Annotated in this window: 16 protein-coding genes; 7 read left to right on the forward strand and 9 right to left on the reverse strand. The window is 68.0% G+C overall.

Features of this window, described 5'->3' with window-relative positions; all coding sequences use genetic code 11:
- Nucleotides 1–29 precede the first annotated feature (29 nt).
- Nucleotides 30–1,592, reverse strand: a complete 1,563-nt coding sequence (locus BM424_RS03700; protein WP_093413666.1) for a solute symporter family protein — start codon at nucleotides 1,590–1,592, stop codon at nucleotides 30–32.
- Nucleotides 1,592–2,011 carry a DUF485 domain-containing protein gene (locus BM424_RS03705; protein WP_093413667.1) on the reverse strand — a complete coding sequence of 140 codons (420 nt, stop codon included), beginning with the start codon at nucleotides 2,009–2,011 and terminating at the stop codon, nucleotides 1,592–1,594. The genes BM424_RS03700 and BM424_RS03705 overlap by 1 nt, the downstream gene beginning before the upstream one ends.
- Nucleotides 2,012–2,847: 836 nt before the next feature.
- Between BM424_RS03705 and BM424_RS03710 the strand changes: the two genes are divergently transcribed.
- From BM424_RS03710 to BM424_RS03730, 5 genes are all read left to right on the forward strand, one after another.
- Nucleotides 2,848–5,781, forward strand: a complete 2,934-nt coding sequence (locus tag BM424_RS03710) for a nitrate- and nitrite sensing domain-containing protein (protein WP_093413669.1) — start codon at nucleotides 2,848–2,850, stop codon at nucleotides 5,779–5,781.
- Between the two features lie 32 nt (nucleotides 5,782–5,813).
- Nucleotides 5,814–6,254, forward strand: a complete 441-nt coding sequence (locus BM424_RS03715) for a roadblock/LC7 domain-containing protein (RefSeq protein WP_093413670.1) — start codon at nucleotides 5,814–5,816, stop codon at nucleotides 6,252–6,254.
- A 334-nt stretch (nucleotides 6,255–6,588) separates the two neighbouring features.
- Complete coding sequence (locus tag BM424_RS29350) at nucleotides 6,589–6,924, forward strand: DUF742 domain-containing protein (protein ID WP_245775585.1); 336 nt, start codon at nucleotides 6,589–6,591, stop codon at nucleotides 6,922–6,924.
- A 59-nt stretch (nucleotides 6,925–6,983) separates the two neighbouring features.
- The gene (locus BM424_RS03725; RefSeq protein WP_093413673.1) at nucleotides 6,984–7,616 is read left to right on the forward strand and encodes a GTP-binding protein; all 633 of its coding nucleotides are present in this window, start codon (nucleotides 6,984–6,986) and stop codon (nucleotides 7,614–7,616) included.
- A 166-nt stretch (nucleotides 7,617–7,782) separates the two neighbouring features.
- On the forward strand, nucleotides 7,783–8,532 hold the full coding sequence (locus BM424_RS03730) for a hypothetical protein (RefSeq protein WP_093413675.1): 750 nt from the start codon (nucleotides 7,783–7,785) through the stop codon (nucleotides 8,530–8,532).
- On the opposite strand, the gene BM424_RS03735 is transcribed toward BM424_RS03730, so the two are convergent.
- The 5 genes from BM424_RS03735 to BM424_RS03755 form a co-directional block, all read right to left on the reverse strand.
- Nucleotides 8,507–9,454 (reverse strand): patatin-like phospholipase family protein, encoded by a 948-nt coding sequence (locus BM424_RS03735; protein ID WP_093413676.1) that lies wholly within the window; start codon nucleotides 9,452–9,454, stop codon nucleotides 8,507–8,509. The two genes, BM424_RS03730 and BM424_RS03735, sit on opposite strands and share 26 nt — an antisense overlap.
- A gap of 63 nt (nucleotides 9,455–9,517) precedes the next feature.
- On the reverse strand, nucleotides 9,518–9,952 hold the full coding sequence (arfB, locus tag BM424_RS03740; protein ID WP_093413678.1) for an alternative ribosome rescue aminoacyl-tRNA hydrolase ArfB: 435 nt from the start codon (nucleotides 9,950–9,952) through the stop codon (nucleotides 9,518–9,520).
- A gap of 105 nt (nucleotides 9,953–10,057) precedes the next feature.
- Nucleotides 10,058–11,425 carry a serine hydrolase domain-containing protein gene (locus tag BM424_RS03745; protein ID WP_093413680.1) on the reverse strand — a complete coding sequence of 456 codons (1,368 nt, stop codon included), beginning with the start codon at nucleotides 11,423–11,425 and terminating at the stop codon, nucleotides 10,058–10,060.
- 89 nt (nucleotides 11,426–11,514) lie between these two features.
- Nucleotides 11,515–12,474: a CPBP family intramembrane glutamic endopeptidase gene (locus BM424_RS03750; protein WP_175547918.1), complete on the reverse strand. Its 960-nt coding sequence runs from the start codon at nucleotides 12,472–12,474 to the stop codon at nucleotides 11,515–11,517.
- 115 nt (nucleotides 12,475–12,589) lie between these two features.
- Nucleotides 12,590–14,560 (reverse strand): transglycosylase domain-containing protein, encoded by a 1,971-nt coding sequence (locus BM424_RS03755; protein WP_245775655.1) that lies wholly within the window; start codon nucleotides 14,558–14,560, stop codon nucleotides 12,590–12,592.
- On the opposite strand from BM424_RS03755, the gene BM424_RS29355 reads away from it, so the two are divergent.
- A complete protein-coding gene (locus BM424_RS29355; protein ID WP_245775666.1) occupies nucleotides 14,538–14,837 on the forward strand; it encodes a hypothetical protein in 300 nt (99 codons plus the stop codon). The genes BM424_RS03755 and BM424_RS29355 overlap by 23 nt on opposite strands.
- Before the next feature lie 171 nt (nucleotides 14,838–15,008).
- Nucleotides 15,009–15,386 (forward strand): hypothetical protein, encoded by a 378-nt coding sequence (locus BM424_RS03760; RefSeq protein WP_093413684.1) that lies wholly within the window; start codon nucleotides 15,009–15,011, stop codon nucleotides 15,384–15,386.
- On the opposite strand, the gene BM424_RS03765 is transcribed toward BM424_RS03760, so the two are convergent.
- Together BM424_RS03765 and BM424_RS03770 are read right to left on the reverse strand one after the other, a co-directional pair.
- Nucleotides 15,379–15,804, reverse strand: coding sequence for a hypothetical protein (locus BM424_RS03765; protein WP_093413686.1), 426 nt, complete (start codon nucleotides 15,802–15,804; stop codon nucleotides 15,379–15,381). The genes BM424_RS03760 and BM424_RS03765 overlap by 8 nt on opposite strands.
- Nucleotides 15,805–15,985: 181 nt before the next feature.
- On the reverse strand, nucleotides 15,986–17,119 hold the full coding sequence (locus tag BM424_RS03770; RefSeq protein ID WP_093413687.1) for an MFS transporter: 1,134 nt from the start codon (nucleotides 17,117–17,119) through the stop codon (nucleotides 15,986–15,988).
- Nucleotides 17,120–17,217 lie beyond the last annotated feature (98 nt).

The raw sequence follows: 17,217 nt of genomic DNA on the forward strand, positions 1-17,217 counted from the left end.
AGGAAGGTTCCCATCCAGTGGTCGGGCGATCAGTGGGCGCCGATGCCGGTCAACGATCGGACTTCCATCTCGTCGTTTCGGTCGTCGTCCTCCCGCTCGCCGAGCAGGGTGCCGATGTAGCCGAACAGGAACGAGGCCGGGATCGACACCAGGCCCGGGTTGTTCAGCGGGAACCAGGCGAAGTCGACCCAGGGCATCATGGACGTCGGGGCTCCGGAGACGACCGGGGAGAAGATCATCAGGAGCAGGCAGGTCGCCAGCCCGCCGTACATGCCCCACAGGGTTCCCCGGGTGTTGAACCGCCGCCAGTACAGCGAGAACAGCAGCGTGGACAGGTTCGCGGAGGCGGCGAAGGCGAACGCCAGCGACACCAGGAACGCGAGGTTCTGGCCGTTGACCAGGATGCCCCCGATGATCGAGGTCGCACCGATGATCAACGCGGTCAGCCGTGCCACCTTGATCTCCGATTCCGGGTCGGCCTGGCCGCGTTTGAAGACGTTGGCGTAGACGTCGTGGGCGAAGGAGGCCGACGCGGTCAGCGTCAGCCCCGCCACCACGGCGAGGATCGTGGCGAACGCGACCGCGGCGACCACGCCCAGCAGCACCGTGCCGCCGATGCGGTAGGCCAGCAGCGGTGCCGCGGAGTTCTCGCCACCCGGGGCCGACAGAATCGAGTCCGTGCCGCTGACCGCGGCCGAGCCGAAGCCGATCACGAGCGTGCACAGGTAGAACACGGACATGGTGACCGTCGCCCACACCACCGAACGCCGGGCCTGCAAGGCGTTGGGCACCGTGTAGAAGCGCATCAGGACGTGCGGGAGACCGGCCACGCCGAGCACCAGGGCCAGCGACATCGACACGAAGTCGAGCTTGGTGGTGCCGTTCTCGCCGTACTGGGCGCCGGGGGCGAAGATCCGCTCGCCGAGCGGGTTCCGCTCGGCCGCGTGCTGCATCAGGGACGTGATGCTGTAGCCGAACTTGCCCATCAGGAACAGGGTCATGAGCGCGACGCACAGCATCAGGCCCACGGCCTTGATGATCTGCACCCAGGTGGTTCCCTTCATCCCGCCCACGAGCACGTAGACGACCATCAGGGCACCGACCGCGGCGATCACCAGGGCCTGGCCGGAGGCGCTGTGCACGTCGAGCAGCAACGCGACCAGGCTTCCGGCGCCCGCGATCTGCGCGATCATGTAGATGAAGGAGATGACCATGGTCGACACGGCCGCCGCCGCGCGCACCGGGCGCTGCTCCATCCGGTAGCTGAGGACGTCGCCCATGGTGAACCTGCCGGTGTTGCGCAGGAGTTCGGCGATCAGGAGCAGGTTCACCAGCCAGCCGACCAGGAAGCCGATGGAGTAGAGGAACCCGTCGTAGCCGTGCACGGCGATGGCGCCGGCGATGCCGAGGAACGAGGCGGCCGACAGGAAGTCGCCCGACAGCGCGATTCCGTTCTGCGCACCGGTGAACTGCGAGCCCGCGGCGAAGTAGTCGGTGGTGGTGCCCGCACTGCTCACGCGGTAGACGATGTACAGCGTGACCAGCACGAATGCCGCGAAGATGCTGATGTTGAGCATCGGGTTGGTGTCCATTACGGGCGCTCCTCCCCGGTGGCCTGGCGGTAGAGGTCGTCGGCGCGGGGGTCGATCTCGGCTGCCGCGTAGCGCAGGTAGAGGACGGTGATGACCAGGGTGCTGACGAACTGGGCGATGCCGAAGACCAGACCGATGTTGACGGTCCCGAACAGCCGGATCGCCATGAAATCGGGGAAGTAGGCGGCGGCGATGACGTAGCCGACGTACCAGATGAGGAAGATCGCGGTCATCGGGAACGTGAACCTGCGCAGCCTGCCGCGCAGTTCGCGGAACTCGTCACTGCGCGCCAGTGCCGGGTAGTCCGGCTTCGGGCGAGCGGGCTCGGGCAGGTCGGTGCGCCGGGCGGATTTGTCGATCTGCCCGAACGTGGCTTCGGTCTGCCGAGGGGGCGGCGGTGGCTGGGTGGCGTTGCGCATGCATCCTTCCAAGCATTTCGAGCATCGCACCGGCGTGTTCCGCCGATGCTGCGAAGTCCCCCAACTCCGTCCGGCCGCCGCAGTCCTTCCCGATCTCCCTCGATCGTGAATTCAACGGCGGTCGGTGACCGCACGACTTGCGATGCCAACCGGAGCCGGAGTCTAACGATCAATTCGCAATACCTGGACTACGGCAGCGACACACCACACCTATTGATGAATCGAACAGTCACTACGCGTGATTGAGCGGCACTCGAAGCCATGCCCCTCCGGGTGTCGGACGGCAGCTCCGAGCCCTTCATGATCGACCCGATGAACAGCATATTCGCTGATCAACAGGGGAATTAGGCGAGGGTAACACAGGAAGAGCAAGGGAACCTTCCTGTCGCTTTCGCCCTCATCGTCACCCGATAGGAAAGATTCTCCCCATCGGGTGACTAAAGCGCCGCTGACCTCCTGGAAAATGAACACGAGCAGTGTCCATTGTGCCCAGCGAGCCCCCCACCACCCGCAAAGATGATCTCCATCGATGCGAATGCGCAGGTCAGCGGATCAAATTCGAGATCCTTGGTAGATCATTCCGGTGAGGTAGTGTTCTGCACGCCGACGACCGGTGCGAACCTATTCGATGCCGCCGCGATCACCCCCGACATCGCAGGCCTTCGAAAACCGACGTCGAAGACCGCACGGCCACCCGCGAATAAACCCCGAAACGCAGGCAGCGCCGCCAACCACGCATGACCTGCCGCGCACACACCCGAGGCGGGCCGGCCTGCCCACCACACGAACGCGCAGTTGGCGATGAAAGCTTCCACCGCGCGGGAAAGGACTGCGTCGTGAGCAGCGGAGTACAAGACCCGCCCGCGAACGCGACCCGGACGTCCATGTGGTCGCGCGCCACAACTCGAATCATCACGTGGCAGAACTGGAAACTCCCGGTCAAGATTGCCGCGGTCGTGCTCGTCCCGGTCATCTTCGCGATCGTGCTGGGCGTCCTGCAGATTCGTGGCCAGATCACCGAGGCCAACAACTACGAGCAGATGGACCGGGTCGTCTCAGCAGGCCGCGCCGTGCGCACGGCGGTCGACCGGCTGCAGGAGGAACGCAGTCAGGCCGCCGAATTCCTGGCACACGGACAGGTCACCGACGCCGACGTGCGGAACCGGTTCGCCGAATCGGACCGGGCCCTCGCCGAAACCCAACGCCTGCTGCGCGCCGCCCCCGACAGCGACGCCGTGCGCTACGCCCGGCAGGAAACCGACCGGCAGTCGACCGAGCTCGACCCCATCCGCAGGCTCGTGCTCGGCGGCCAGGTCGACCCCGGCATCACCGCCAACTCCTACACCGAGCTCATCGACGTGATGCTCGCGCTCGACCGCACCCTGATCAGCCAGATCTCGTCGTCGGAACTGGTGGCCACCGCCACCACCGTGCACGAGCTGGCCAAGATCAGCGAAGAGGTGCAGCTGCAGCAGGCACTGGTGCTCACCGGGCTGTCCCGCGATGAGTTCACCAGCGACAACCTCGCCCGGCTCGCCGCCAGCGAGGCCCGCCGCACCGCGGCCGTCAAGGAGTTCCGCGCCGCGGCCGACCCGGAGCAGCGAATCCGGTACGACCGGCTCTACGCCAATCCCCAGGTGCCCGCGCGGGAAACCTCGGTGCAGCTGGCCATGGCCGAGCAGAACAACACCCGTTCCAGCCTGTCCTCGCACCTGGTGTCGACGACGACCTGGAAGAACCAGTCCCACACCGCCACGAAGGCCCTCAACGACCTGCAGGCGCAGCTCGACCGCCAGCTGCACAGCACCGCGTTCACCCTGCAGGACACCGCGGGCAACCTCGCCGGGCTCTCGTCGGTCCTCCTGCTCAGCGCCCTGCTGATCGCCGGAGCGATCGTCGTCGTCATGGCCCGGCACCTGCTGGGCTCGCTCGACCTGCTGCGGCGCAGCGCGCTCGACACCGCCAACCACCAGCTGCCCAACGCCGTCGCCGACATCCGCGCCGGGCACGCACCGCTGGCCGTCGACCCCGTGCCGGTCTCCACCACCGACGAAGTCGGTGAAGTGGCCCGCGCTTTCGACGACGTGCACGAGCAGGCGGTCACCCTCGCCACCGAGCAGGCCGAGCTCCGCCGCAGCTACAGCGACTCGTTCATCAACGTGTCGCGGCGCAGCCAGAGCCTGCTGGAGCGCCAGCTGCGCCTGTTCGAGCAGCTGGAACGCGACGAAGAGGACCCCGACCAGCTGGCGACGCTGTTCCAGCTGGACCACCTCGCGACCCGGATGCGCCGCAACAACGAGAACCTGATGGTGCTCTCCGGTGCGGACCTCGCCCGGCGCTTCACCCGGCCGACCACCCCCGCCGACCTGTTGCGGGCGGCGGTCTCGGAGATCGAGCACTACCCGCGGGTGAACGTGCAGCAACTGCCCGACACCAAGATCGTCGGATACGTGGCCAGCGACCTGGTGCGCCTGCTGGCGGAGCTGCTCGACAACGCGGCGAACTTCTCGGCACCGCAGACGCAGGTGGTGGTGTCGGGGCAGCGGGAGAAGGATGGTTCCCTTCGTCTCGACATCGACGACGAGGGCATCGGCATGAATCCCGCCGAGCTCGCCGAAGCCAACGAGCGCTTGACCTCTGACGAGGAGATCAAGCAGTCCACGTCCCGGCGGATGGGCCTGTTCGTGGTGGGGCGGCTGGCCCGCCGACACGGGATCCGGGTCGAGCTGGCTCCCGGTCAGGAGGGCACGGGCGTGCGGGTGTCGCTGACGCTGCGCCCGGAGCTGCTGGTCGACGACGTCTCGCTGCCCGCCCCGCGCACCAACGGCGTCTACCGCCCCGATCACGACGACGACACGCTCATCCGGCAGTTCGACTGGGAAGCCGCCGAGCAGGACGCGATCAACAACCCGCCCACTCACAACGGTTTCCACCTCTTCCGCGAGGCCGGCGACGATTCGCCGGACAACTCCCCCGCGGACCTGTTCACCACGCAGGAGATCTCCACCGAGCCTCCGCCCGCGATGGAGGTTCCCTCCACCGCGGAGTCGATCCTCGACGAGTTGTCCTCGGCGTGGTTCCAGGAACGGCCCGACGGCGAGCCGGAGCTCCTGTGGCCCGACGAGGCCGACGGCCCGAACACCGAGACGTTCGCGGCAGTGGACGTGGAAGAAGAGGTCCCTTCCTCCGACGAGACCGACGAGTCAACGAGCGATTCGGGTCCCCGGGACTGGACCTTCGCCAGCGATGAGGGCAGGCAGCGGGCCGAGGAGGTCGCGGCGGCCGAGCCCACGGACTTCACCTCGGCCGGTCTGCCGCAGCGGGTTCCGCTGGCGAACCTGGTCGCCGGGAGCGCTGAGCGGCCCGATTCCGACGAAGCCCGGCCGACTCGGGACGCCAACCTGGCCAGAGGCAGGTTGGCCAGCTTCCAGGCCGGTGTGCAGCGAGGTCGGCACCGGTTGAAGCAGGCGGGCCAGGCCGCGGGCACCGCGGTCGAGGACCCCGCCACCGCACCACCCGACGCACCTGAAAACCCCGCAACCGCAGCGGTGGAGGAGACCTCCGGCGAGGCCGTGCACTACACGCCCTCCGGGCTTCCCCGCCGCACCCCCAGGGCCCAGCTGGTTTCGGGCTTGGCCACCGATTCGGCCACCGCACCGCCCCGCGACGCAGACGCGATGCGAGGTCGGCTGGCCAGCTTCCAACGCGGAGTCCGCGAAGGCAAGCACAGTCTCCGCGACCCTCAACCCTCAACGGATGAGACCCGGTGACCCCCGAATCAGTTAGGAGGAAAGGAGGCGCCATGAACGCCCACAATTCCCAGCCGAGTCAGTTCGGTTGGCTCGTCACGGACTTCACCGAGCGAGTCCCCGGTGTCGCCCACGCAGTCGTCGTCTCTGCCGACGGACTTCTGCTGACCGCATCGGCGAAGCTCCCCACCGACCGCGCCGATCAGCTCGCCGCGGTAGCGTCCGGGCTGCTCAGCCTCACCCAAGGGGCCGCGAGGTGCTTCGAGGCGGGCGCGGTCACCGAAACCGTGGTCGAGATGGAACGCGGCCTGATGCTGCAGATGGCCATCAGCGACGGTTCCTGCCTGACGGTGCTGGCGGCTCCGCAATGCGACATGGGGTTGATCGCCTACGAGATGACGCTGCTGGTCGAACGCGTCGGCCAGATCCTGACGCCCGAGCTGCGCTCTCAACTGCAAGGCACGAACCGCGTGATGACCGGACAGTCGGTGTGAGGCGGAGATGAGCGAAGGTCCGGACCCGACCGGGCAACACCGGTGGCGTGACCCCGATGCGTCGGACGACGGCGTGGCGGAGGTCTTCAACCGGTTCACCCTGGACAGCGGCCGCCGCGGGTGGCTCCGGAAGCGTGCGCGGAAGGACCCCGGACCGCAGGGCGCGACCGAACAACCGGGCGGTGGCGACCGCGTGCCGCAGCCATCCGCACCCGAGCCCGGCAGTTCCGCTCCCGAACCGCCCTGGCCGGCTTCCGACGGTCACGGCGAGCACCCTCCGGCACAGGTGCCCGCGTCCAGGACGGCCCCGGACGCTTCACCGAACGGTGACGCGATGTCGACCTCCATCCGCCCCTACGCGTGGACCGGAGGTCGCACGAGGTCCAACCACCACCTGGAGCTGGAAACGCTGGTCACGGCCAGCGAGTTCTGCACGCCGGAACGGTTGCGGCGCACCGAGCACCACTCGATCGCCGAGATCTGCCGGCACCCCAGGTCGGTGGCCGAAGTGGGCGCGATGCTCGGAGTTCCGCTCGGCGTGGCCAAGGTGCTGCTCGGTGACATGGCGGATCTGGGGTTGATCACCGTGCACGAAACCGTCAGCGACAGCACCAGCTCGTCGCACTTCCTGTTGATGGAACGAGTGCTGAGCGGCCTACGTCGGCTCTGACTCCCCTGCGCGCCGAGCGCAGCAACCCAGCTCTGACTCGATGACTGAAGTGGGCAGACATGAATCCTGATACGCAAGCCCGACCTGAATCCCCCCGCAGGTCTCCGACCACCACGTCGGCGAAGATCGTCGTCGCCGGTGGTTTCGGCGCAGGAAAGACCACGTTCGTGGGTTCTGTGTCGGAAATCGTGCCGCTGACCACGGAAGCGGTCATGACCGAGGCCAGTCACGGAATCGACGACCTGCACGCCACTCCTCACAAGCAGACCACGACGGTGGCCATGGACTTCGGCCGCCTGTCGCTGGATTCGGATCTGATCCTCTACCTGTTCGGAACGCCTGGTCAGCACCGGTTCTGGTTCATGTGGGACGACCTGGTCCGCGGGGCGATCGGCGCGATCGTGCTGGTCGACACGCGGCGTCTCGCGGACTGCTTCTCGGCCATCGACTTCTTCGAAGACCGGAAGCTGCCGTACATCGTGGGCCTCAACTGCTTCGACGGAACCCTGCAGCACCGCGTGCAAGAGGTTCGGGAAGCGATGGCGATCCCCGACGACGTTCCGATCGTCACCTGCGACGCCCGGAACAGGGAGTCCACCAAGCAGTCCTTGATCCGGCTGGTCGAATACGCGATGCAGTGGTGGATGCAGCGGCACCCGGAGGAGCAGGGGAACCTTTCTGCCACCCGGTGATTCCCGCTCCAGGTGGGCGTGGGAGCGCTTCCTCCCGGCTCGGTCGGGACGAAGCGCTCCCACGCCCACCTCGTAGCCGGACGGTCGAGCCCACCCGGTTACCAACACGCGCACACCCAACGCTTGATTCCACGATTTCCGCGCGCTAGAGGCGATAGTTCTCTGCATGCAGAAATCGATCGCCGCCAAGGAAGCCGCCAGGAACCTGCAGCGTCGCGTCTACCGCGTCGCTGAACTCCCCCGGTTCGGGATCAGCCAGTCCACCGCCTACCGCTGGGCTCGCGCCGACGGTCCCTGGACACGTCTGGCCCCCGGAATCGTGCTCGTCGCACCGGGTCCCGCGACGGTGCGCGACCGCATCGACGCCGCGCTGCTGCGGGCAGGGCCGGGCGCAATGGTCACGGGCTTGCAGGCGGCGCGCCTGCACGGTTTGAAATCGCCTCCGCAATCGGCTGACGTCCACATCCTTATCCCGCACGGCCAGAAGATCCAGAGCTACGCGGGAACCCGATTCGAACGCACCACGCGGTTGCCGAAACCCGTTCTCATCGACGGGATTCCGGTGGCTCCGCCGGTGCGCGCGGTGATGGACGGTGCCCGCACGTTCCTGACGGCCGCGCTCACCAAGCAGCTCCTGTTCGAGGCCGTCCAGCGGGAAAACCTGTGCGATTTCGAGGAACTGGTCACCGAGATGGATCGCGGCAGTCGCCGTGGGACCGCGCTGCCGCGCGCGACCCTGCGGGCCTACCGGTTTGATCTCGATCCACCGCGCGACCGGTTGCACGTCGCACACCTCACCGGGGCCGGAAAACGGCCGTCCGCGGCGAGTTCGTCGGGTTCGCGGCGACATCCCCTGGTGCGGGCGGGACGCCTGATCAGCCGTGCGTTCTTCAGGACACGGGTGCCGAATCCGTGACGCCGAAGCGGTCGCCATCGGTCGGCTTGCCGGTGATGTCCACAGCCTGTCCTGCCGGGACGGGTGCAGCCGACGGCAGCCAGTCGCCGGCGACGCGCCAGGCCGTGTCGATCAGGGCGCCTGAGTGCGCGAACGAGTAGGGCGACAGGCCCACGACGGAAGGAGCCGGGACCACGTACAACTCGCAGCGGGAAGCGTTGAGCTGCATGTCCAGGCGAGCGGCCGAGAGCATCGCGGCGCCCAGGGCTGCGCCGTTGACGCCGCCGACGGAGCGCGGCGGTGTTTTCGGCGGCGGCCAGGTCGCGATGGAGCCGACGCCGCGACACCGGTGGGAGTCGAGTTCGAACGGTTCGGTGCCGCCGCAGGGCAGCACGAACACGCGTTGAGCTCCCTGCTCGACGGCGCGGCTGATCGGCATGAAGGCCGCGGGGCCTCCGTCGACCAACCAGCGATCGCCCACCTTCACGGGTGGGAACATGCCGGGAATCGAGCAGGACGCCACCAGCGGGGGCAAGGCGGGGCCGTCTTCGTAGTAGACGGCTTCCCCGGTGACGAGGTCGGTCGCGGTGACGGTCAGCGGGATCGCGGCCTGCTCGAGCCTGCGGAACGGCAGCGTTTCGTGCAGCCATCGGGCGAGCCCGTGGTTGCCCATGACGTGGTTGGACAGGCCGAGCTTGCCGGCGAGGATCCGCATCGGCTGGATCGGGAACACGTCGGCACGCCGCATCGACTTCCACAGCTCGCGCAGCTTCTCAACGCCGCCCACGGTGGGGTCTCCCGCGATCCACGCCGCGTTGAGCGAGCCTGCGGAGGTGCCCACGACGACGTCGGGCCTGATGCCGTGCTCGATCAGTGCCGTTGCCAGACCGGCCTGGATGGCTCCGAAGGTGGAACCGCCGGGCATGACCCATGCTGTGCGCATCAGCTCGTTCCCTCCTGCATTCACCTCGTGCGCAAGAGTATCGAGGAATGGGGTATTCGCAGCTCAGGCGTCGCCGGGGTCACCGCGTCTGCGCTGGCGTTTGATCTCGGAGCGTCGTTTCTTGCCCGCCAGGCGCCGCCTCTGCGATCCCTTGGTCGGTTTGGTGGGGCGGCGCCGTGCCGCGGATGGTGCGACGGCGGCGGCCAGCACGGCGGCGAGGCGTTCGCGGGCGGCCTGCCGGTTGGCCAGTTGGGCTCGGTTCTCGGACGCGGTGATCGTGATGACCCCGTCGACGAGCCGGTTCCCGAGCCGCTCGATCGCGCGTGCTCGCAGCTTCTCCGGCACGGACGCTGCCCGCGCGAGGTCGAAGGACAGCTCCACGCGCGAGTCGGTGGTGTTGACGCCCTGCCCACCTGGCCCGGATGACCGGGAGAAGCGCTCGGAGAGTTCTGCGGGCGGGATGCTCCAGGCGTCGGTGATGGGCAGGTCTTCGGGCATGCGGCCAGCATGCCGCACCTGCTCGGCCGCTCACAGCGGCACCCGCGCACGCGGCTTGGGATCCTTCCTGTCGTCTTGGTGGCAGGAAGGATCCCAAGCTCACCGTCAGCTACCGGCGGGCCTCCACCCGGCGACGCCGCCCGGCACCGGGGCGTCGGCGGCGTAGGGGGTGCGGGTGAAGATGAACGTGTTGAGGTTGAGGTGGTTGGGGATGCCGTCGGCGTCGCGGCCGATGCGCAGGGTCTCGCCCGCGTAATAGCCGTCGAGGCCGGTCCAGGTGCCGTCGCCGTTGGGGCGGAACCGCGAGGCCCTCCCCTTGCGTCCGTGGCCCGGCCTGAGGTCCAGAAGACCGTTGCTCAGGACCCGCAGCACGTGCGGGGACGGGCCCCAGTACCACTCACCGGTCAGTTCGAGCAGCCCCATGTCGACGTCGGGACGCGGGACCCAGGGTGCCGGGATGCGCGGTTCGTGCTCGGCGAGCGCATCGAGCAGGTCCGTGCCGAGGGCACCGGTGACGCCGGCCGTGGTGTTGGCCATGAAGATCACCGCCTCGTTCTCGGCCGGGTCGGCCCACACGCTGGCCAGGAAGCCCGGCATCGAGCCGCTGTGACCTGCGAGTCGGCGACCGTTGTTCCGGATCAGCTGGAGTCCCAGTCCGTATCCGGAACGCCATTCCGGCCCGTCGTCGACGGATCCGGGCACCCGCATCTCCGCCACGGTGTCCGGGTGCAGCACTTCTCCGGTGTCACCGAGGACGAAACGGGCCCACCTGGCCATGTCGTCGAAGGTCGACCACAGCTGCCCTGCCGGTGCCATTGCCCCGGTGTCCTCGGCCGGTTCGGGCAGGACGACGTCCGCCCACGGATGCACGGCCAGTCCTTCGGCGTGCGGAGCGACGGGGCTCAGGGTGGTGCGGCGCATGTCGAGCGGCCGAAGGATCTCGCGTTCCATCACTTCGTGCCACGGGGCGCCGCGCAGGCGGGCGACCAGTTCGCCGAGGATGCCGAATCCGACGTTCGAGTAGTGGAACTGGTGGCGGGGTGTCGGGCGGATCGCGCTGCCGTCGACAGTGGCGAGCAGTTCCTCCGGGCTTCCTCCCGGGGTGCGTTCCCACCACTGCCCGGCCGGTTCCGCGGTCAGTCCGCTGCTCTGGCTGAGGATCTCGCCGAGGCTGCGGTCGCCGAGTGCCGTTCCCGGAAGGTGCTCGTCGAGCTTGTCGGTGAGGTCGAGGCGACCTTCGTCGCGAAGCCGCATCACCATGACGCCCACGAAGGTCTTCGTGATCGAACCGATCCGGTACTGGGTGTCGGTCGAGGCGGGTGCCCCGTTCACCTGGCCGCGGGAGTCGACCCAGATGGTTTCTCCGTCGCGCAGCAATCCGGCGATGAGGGAAGGAACGCGGTTTTCACTCTGCTCCACGGCCAGACGTCGCAGCAGCGCGCGCTGGGTGGAGGGCAGCAGACTCGTCACCATGCCTCAATGCTGTCACGCCAAAGTTCCCGGGCACGCGCATCGTGGCCGTGGGTTCGCGCGGGAATGACAGGAAGGTTCCCGTGCTTCGCTCAGGCCTTGCGGCTGCGCCGTTCGACGCCCTTGCTGATGCCCTGCTTCACCTCTGGGAACCTGACCGGCAGTTTCCCCATCATGATCAGCACGAGGATGAGCAGGATCAGCACGATCCAGCCGGTCCACCCCAGCAAGCCGACTCCGGCGTTGTCGACGGGATGTCCGGCCTGGCTGAAGACCAGGGCCATGGTGCCCGCGGAGTTGAGGAATCCGTGTGCGATCGCCGCCGGCCACACGCTGCCCGATGCCAGCCGCAGCCAGCTCAGCAACGTCCCCACCAGGACGCAGAAGCAGCCCATCATCAGGAACGCCACCACGACGGGCACGGTCGGGTAGTTGTAGCCGAGGATCAGGATCGGAGCGTGCCACAGGCCCCACAGAACACCGGTGGTCAGGAACGAGCCGGGTTGACCGAGCGGGAGCAGCTGCTTGGCCAGGTAGCCGCGCCAGCCGAGTTCCTCGCCGAGCGCGGGAAGCGCCTGGACCCACCCGAGCAGGAAGATCCAGCCGAGTTGGGTCGCGGCGAGCCCGGTCGGTGCTGTCTGGTTGTGTTGGCCGACGACGGTGGTTCCGCTCTGCTCGGCGAGCCCGGAGAACCCGGTCCAGTCCGCTTTGTACACGCCGAGCAGGTAGCCGACCGCCAGGGCGAGCAGCATCGCCGCGAGTGGGCCGACGCATGCAAGGAGCGCGTAGCGCCACCACTTCTTGATCCCGCCGGGGTTGGTCAGTCCCAGTGATCGCAGCGGCGTCGGGCTCGGGCTGATCCACCGGCTGACCACCAACGCGGCCACCGCGGGCACGAACATCATGAGCGTGAGGGCGACCGGTGCCCACTTCCACGACAGTCCTTCACCGCTCAGCCACAGGGGGAGGCTCAACAGCCAGGCGGGAGCGTAGGCGAGGACGACGAACCAGACGGTGCCGCGAACATCCACTCGATCACGTTCGGAAACCACGTCGGCATTTTGCCAACGTTTTCTGAGTTTCCGCTGAGCACACCCTGGGGACACGAGAAAGGGGGCCTTCCTGTCATCCGAAATGACGGGAAGGCCCCCTTGTTCTCACGCCCGATTACGGGGTCGGCGCTCCGGGCGGCGGGCCCTGCGCCGGCGGTGGTGCCGGGGTGCCCGGGAGGGGCACGGTCGGCAAACCGCTGTGGATCTTCGTCATCGCGTCGAACCAGGTGCGCGCGGGCACCTTGCCGCCGTAGATGTTGCCGTCCCCGCACAGGTACGGCGGGGCGTCACCGCCGCCGTCGCAGATGCCCTGGGGGCGCTTGCCGTCGGAGTAGGTCAGCACCGCGCCCGCCATCTGCGGGGTGGCGGCCAGGAACGCGGCGGACTTGTGCTCCTGGGTGGTGCCGGTCTTGCCGATCATCGGCCGGGTCCACTGGACCGCCTGGGCGGCTGCGCGGGAGGTTCCCTCGGTGTCGTCCTTGCTCAGCCCCTGCGCCAGCGCCGTGGCCACCGCGGGCGAGACGGCCTGCTCGCAGCCGGGCTCGTTGAGCGGGACCGGGTTGCCGTAGCGGTCCTTGATCTCCTCGATCGGCGTCGGCGGGCAGTAGACGCCGTCGCTCATGATCGTGGCGGCGACGTTGGACAGCTCCAGCACGCTGGTCGGCGTGAAGCCGAGGGTGAAGGCCCCGTTGTTGTGGCGCTTGATGGAGTCGCCGAGCGAGGGGCCGTTGGAGCCGTCGTCCTTGAGCGTGGATCCCAGTGCGTTGACGCCGTTGATGCTCTTGCGCATCCCGAGCTTGGCGGCCATGTCGACGGCGTTGTTCAACCCGACGCGTTCCAGCAGCGCCACGAACCCGGTGTTCGGGGACGTGGCCAGCGCCATCTGCAAGGTGCGCGGCCCTGGCCGGACGCCGTCGGCGTTGTGCACGGTGTAGGGCGCCAGGCCGTTCTTGTAGATGCGCGAGGTGTAGCTGGCGGGCACGTCGATCGTGTCGTAGATGTCCATGCCGCGTTCGAGCGCGGCGCCGGCGGTGAAGATCTTGTAGATCGACCCGGCGCCGAAGGGCTGCACCCGGCTGACGATGTCGTAGGCCGTCTGCCCCTTGGAGGAGTCGTTGCCGAAGTCCCGGTTGGCGACCAGCGCGCGGACCTTGTGCTTGTCCTTGCCGGGTTCGACGACCGACATCGCGTTGGCGATGCCCTCGGTCTGGGTCGGGACCTGCTTCTGCGCGGCCTGCTTGGCAGCGTCCGAGGCGGTGCGGTCGAGCGTGGTGCGGATGGTGTAGCCGCCGACCTTGAGCTTGTCGGTGTCGATCCCGTAGCGCTCGAGGTAGTCGCGGACGTAGGTGCAGAAGAAGCCGTCGGTGGTGCCGTCACCGATGCCGACGCAACCGTTCGGCGGGCGGCCCAGCGGGGACAGCACGCCCAAGGGCTCCTGCTTGGCGATCTCGGCGTCTTCCTTGGTGATGCGGATGTCGTTGTTGTTGTCCGCCATCAGGTCGATGACCAGGTTGCGCCGGGCGAGGGCGTCCTGCGGGTTGCTGTTGGGGTTCAGCGATCCGGGCTGGTTGACCACGGCGGCCAGCAGGGCGGCCTGCGCGATCGTCAGCTTGTCCGGGGTGGTGCCGAAGTAGGTCTGAGCGGCCGCTCCGACGCCGAAGGTCTGGTTGCCGAACGGCACCACGTTGAGATACCCGGTGAGGATCTCTTCCTTGGACATCGTGCGTTCGAGCTCGACGGCGATCTTGGCTTCGCGGAGCTTGCGCGCGATCGTCGTTTCCTTGGCCTGCTCGGCTTCGAGCTCGTTGGTGGCGGTGACGTGCACCAGGTAGTTCTTCACGTACTGCTGGGTGATCGTCGACGCGCCCTGGGCGGTTTCACCGCTGCCGATGTTCGTGGCCAGGGCCCGGATGGTGCCGTGCCAGTCGACGCCGCCGTGGTGCCAGAACCGCTTGTCCTCGACCGCGGTGATGGCGGCCTTCATGGTGTCGGCGATCTGGTCCGGGCGGGTTTCCACCCGGTAGTCCTTGAAGAAGTGCGCGATGGGCTTGCCGTTGCGATCGGTGACCGTGGACACCTGCGGCATTTCCTGCTTTGCGAGCGAACTCGACATTCTCGACATGGCATGGGTGGTCTGGTTGACCATCGCCCCTGCCCCGGTCGCCATGGGCAGCAGTAATGCCGCCACCAGTACGCCGGCAAGGACGCACAGTCCGAACATCTTCAACAGCACGCCGCTGCGCACGCCAGCCCCTATCACCAAAGTGTCCGCAAGATCCGGCCACCGACCGCGGGACGCGGTGCACATCCGCACTCGCGTTCACCGATCCCAGCGGCCGGAAAGAACCACCGGCTTCCGCTGAACGGAAGCAATCGGCATCGTTTCGCTTTGCCGTCAACCAGTTCGTTGATATCACACCCGCCCGCGTGGCCAGCGTGCTGCCGAACAACTGAATTCGACTTGAAATCGACACGGAGACGGTCCAGATCACTACACTTCGTGACAGATTGGTTCCCTTGCTCGCGGAGGACAGATGACCGACCCGTTCCTGGATTCGTTGGCCACCGCACTCGGCGGGCAGGCCGCCACCGCGCTGAGCGCTGCGGGGACGATGGCTTTGGCGAAGGTGCGCGATCTGCTGAGCCGCAGGTCGCAGCGGGACCCGGACACGCAGGCCGCGTTGGAGGCGGCTGAGCGGGATGATGCGGGCCCTGCTCAGATCACCGCGCTGGCCGAGCGCTTGGACGAGGTGTGCGCGGAGGACGCGCAGTTCGCCGAGCAGCTGCGCCACGAGGGTGCGGCCGTGCACAACGAGATCACCGCGTCGGACAACGTGGTCAACATCAACAAGGGTCAGGTCACGAATCTGGTGCAAACCCGCGAGATCAACGGCGGGATCACGTTCAACTAGCGGACTGATCAGATTCGTTGAGCCCGGCCAGGTACTTGTTGTACTCGGCCAGTTCCGGATCTTCGTCGGCGTCGACGGACGGCGCCGGGGGTGGCACGAGCGGTCGCGTCCGGCGTTGTTCCGCTGTTTCGGGAGTCGTCTCCTGGTGTTCTTCCGGGGTGCCGGTTTCGGGAGCGCTTCCGGTTTCGCCCTCGCCGTCGTGCTGAGCGAGGTCCATGCGGATGAGCTTGATCCACAGGAAGATCGTGAAGGCGCCGAACAGCGGCCACTGCAGCGCATAGCCGAGGTTCTGGAAGCTCCCACCCGCCTCGTGCGCGCGGTCCCACTGCCACACGGCGAGGAAGCCGGTGGCGATCGTGGCCACGATGAACAGCACATGCAGAAGCAGCCAACGTGGGGTCAACAGGCTGCGCAACACACCCCGATTCTAGGTGCCCCGCGGCGGTGGCAACCGCCCGGCATCTCCGGCCGCGGGCGTCGACCACTGTCAGTGACCTCGCCGTCCCCGACCCCTCGGAGCGCGGTGTGGCCGACCCCACAGCGCGAGTGCTCCTCGTGGGGCGGTTCGCGCGCGGCGGTGACAGGAAGGTTCCCCTGCTTCACGCCCACCGGCGGGCGGCGAGGGTTCGGCACAGTGTCAGCAGGACGCCGGTGATCGCGAAGGTCACGGGATATCCGGATGCGGCGATGAGCACGCCGAAGCCGATGGCACCGAGTCCGTGGCCGCCGTCGTAGGCGATGTTCCAGGCGGTGCTGGCCGTGGCCGAGTCGACTCGTTCCAGCATGAGGATGAGGGTCGTGTTCTGCACCGCGCCGAAGCCGGCCCCGAACAGCGCTGCTCCGGCCAGGGCGACCGGGTCAGAGCTCCAGGCCGCCAGGGCCAGCAGCAGGACGCCGATGCCGCCGAGCAGGGTCGCGGGCGCGAGGACGCCTCGCTGGCCGAGCCGGTCCCCCACGTGTCCCGCGAGCCAGCGGCCGAGCATGGTCGCGGCGGCGAAGACGAGCAGCGCGGCGGGCGCGATGGAGGCGTCCACGGCCATCGGCAGGAAAGCGGTCAGGCCTCCGGTGGCTGCGGTGTTGACGACCATGATCGTCCAGGACGGCAGCAAGGCGACCGGCTGGGCGGGGGCGGTCCGCGGCGCCTCGCCGAGTCGCACCCGCGTGATGCCCAGCGCGGTCAGCGCGGCCACGAGCGGCACCGCACCGGCGGCCCAGAACAGCGGCTCGAATCCGATGCGGTCGCTGAGCCACACGCCCGCCGGGAGCAGTGCGACGTTGGGGAGTCCGATCGCCAGGCCGTAGTAGGCGGCGGCCCTGCCTCGCTGGGCGGTCGGGACGAGTTCGGCTGTGAGCGCGGAGCCGGTGACGGTCAGGATCCCGAAGCCGATCCCGCGCAGCGCCGAGACTCCGAGCAGCGTCACCATGTCGCTGGAGAGCGCGAACAGCGGTGTGGGTGCTCCGATCAGCGCGGTGCCGAGAGCGAACAGCCCCCGGCAGTCGACGCGGCGCAGCAACCACGGCATCACCAGTTGGGTGAGCACTGTGACCAGCATGAACACCGCGTTCGTCGCGCCGGCCGCGACCTCTCCGGCACCTCCGGCGACCGCCCACAGCGGCACGACCGGCAGCAGCAGCGCGTACCCGGAGAACCCTCCGACCGTCGCGATCAGCAGGAATCGGAAGGGTCGCTGTCGCAGCGGTGTCGGGGAGCCGGTGGAGACGGGTGTGCGCACCTGCTCTTGATAGGCGGCGCGAGCGCCTCGTGTCCATTCCGGCGAATTCACGCGATATCCGGGTTGTCCCCTCTTGGCCGATTGTGCGTTTCGGGTCG

The organism is Saccharopolyspora flava (assembly GCF_900116135.1).
Classification (GTDB): Bacteria; Actinomycetota; Actinomycetes; order Mycobacteriales; family Pseudonocardiaceae; genus Saccharopolyspora; species Saccharopolyspora flava.

What these genes read in the sequence shown, in the direction of transcription:
- BM424_RS03755 (WP_245775655.1), bottom strand. Translation starts at nt 14,560, where the DNA reads ATGCCGCAGGTGTCCACGGTCACCGATCGCAACGGCAAGCCCATCGCG.
- BM424_RS03730 (WP_093413675.1), top strand. Translation starts at nt 7,783, where the DNA reads ATGCAGAAATCGATCGCCGCCAAGGAAGCCGCCAGGAACCTGCAGCGT.
- arfB (WP_093413678.1), bottom strand. Translation starts at nt 9,952, where the DNA reads ATGCCCGAAGACCTGCCCATCACCGACGCCTGGAGCATCCCGCCCGCA.
- BM424_RS03715 (WP_093413670.1), top strand. Translation starts at nt 5,814, where the DNA reads ATGAACGCCCACAATTCCCAGCCGAGTCAGTTCGGTTGGCTCGTCACG.
- BM424_RS29350 (WP_245775585.1), top strand. Translation starts at nt 6,589, where the DNA reads ATGTCGACCTCCATCCGCCCCTACGCGTGGACCGGAGGTCGCACGAGG.
- BM424_RS03725 (WP_093413673.1), top strand. Translation starts at nt 6,984, where the DNA reads ATGAATCCTGATACGCAAGCCCGACCTGAATCCCCCCGCAGGTCTCCG.
- BM424_RS03700 (WP_093413666.1), bottom strand. Translation starts at nt 1,592, where the DNA reads ATGGACACCAACCCGATGCTCAACATCAGCATCTTCGCGGCATTCGTG.
- BM424_RS03735 (WP_093413676.1), bottom strand. Translation starts at nt 9,454, where the DNA reads ATGCGCACAGCATGGGTCATGCCCGGCGGTTCCACCTTCGGAGCCATC.
- BM424_RS03745 (WP_093413680.1), bottom strand. Translation starts at nt 11,425, where the DNA reads ATGGTGACGAGTCTGCTGCCCTCCACCCAGCGCGCGCTGCTGCGACGT.
- BM424_RS03760 (WP_093413684.1), top strand. Translation starts at nt 15,009, where the DNA reads ATGACCGACCCGTTCCTGGATTCGTTGGCCACCGCACTCGGCGGGCAG.
- BM424_RS03705 (WP_093413667.1), bottom strand. Translation starts at nt 2,011, where the DNA reads ATGCGCAACGCCACCCAGCCACCGCCGCCCCCTCGGCAGACCGAAGCC.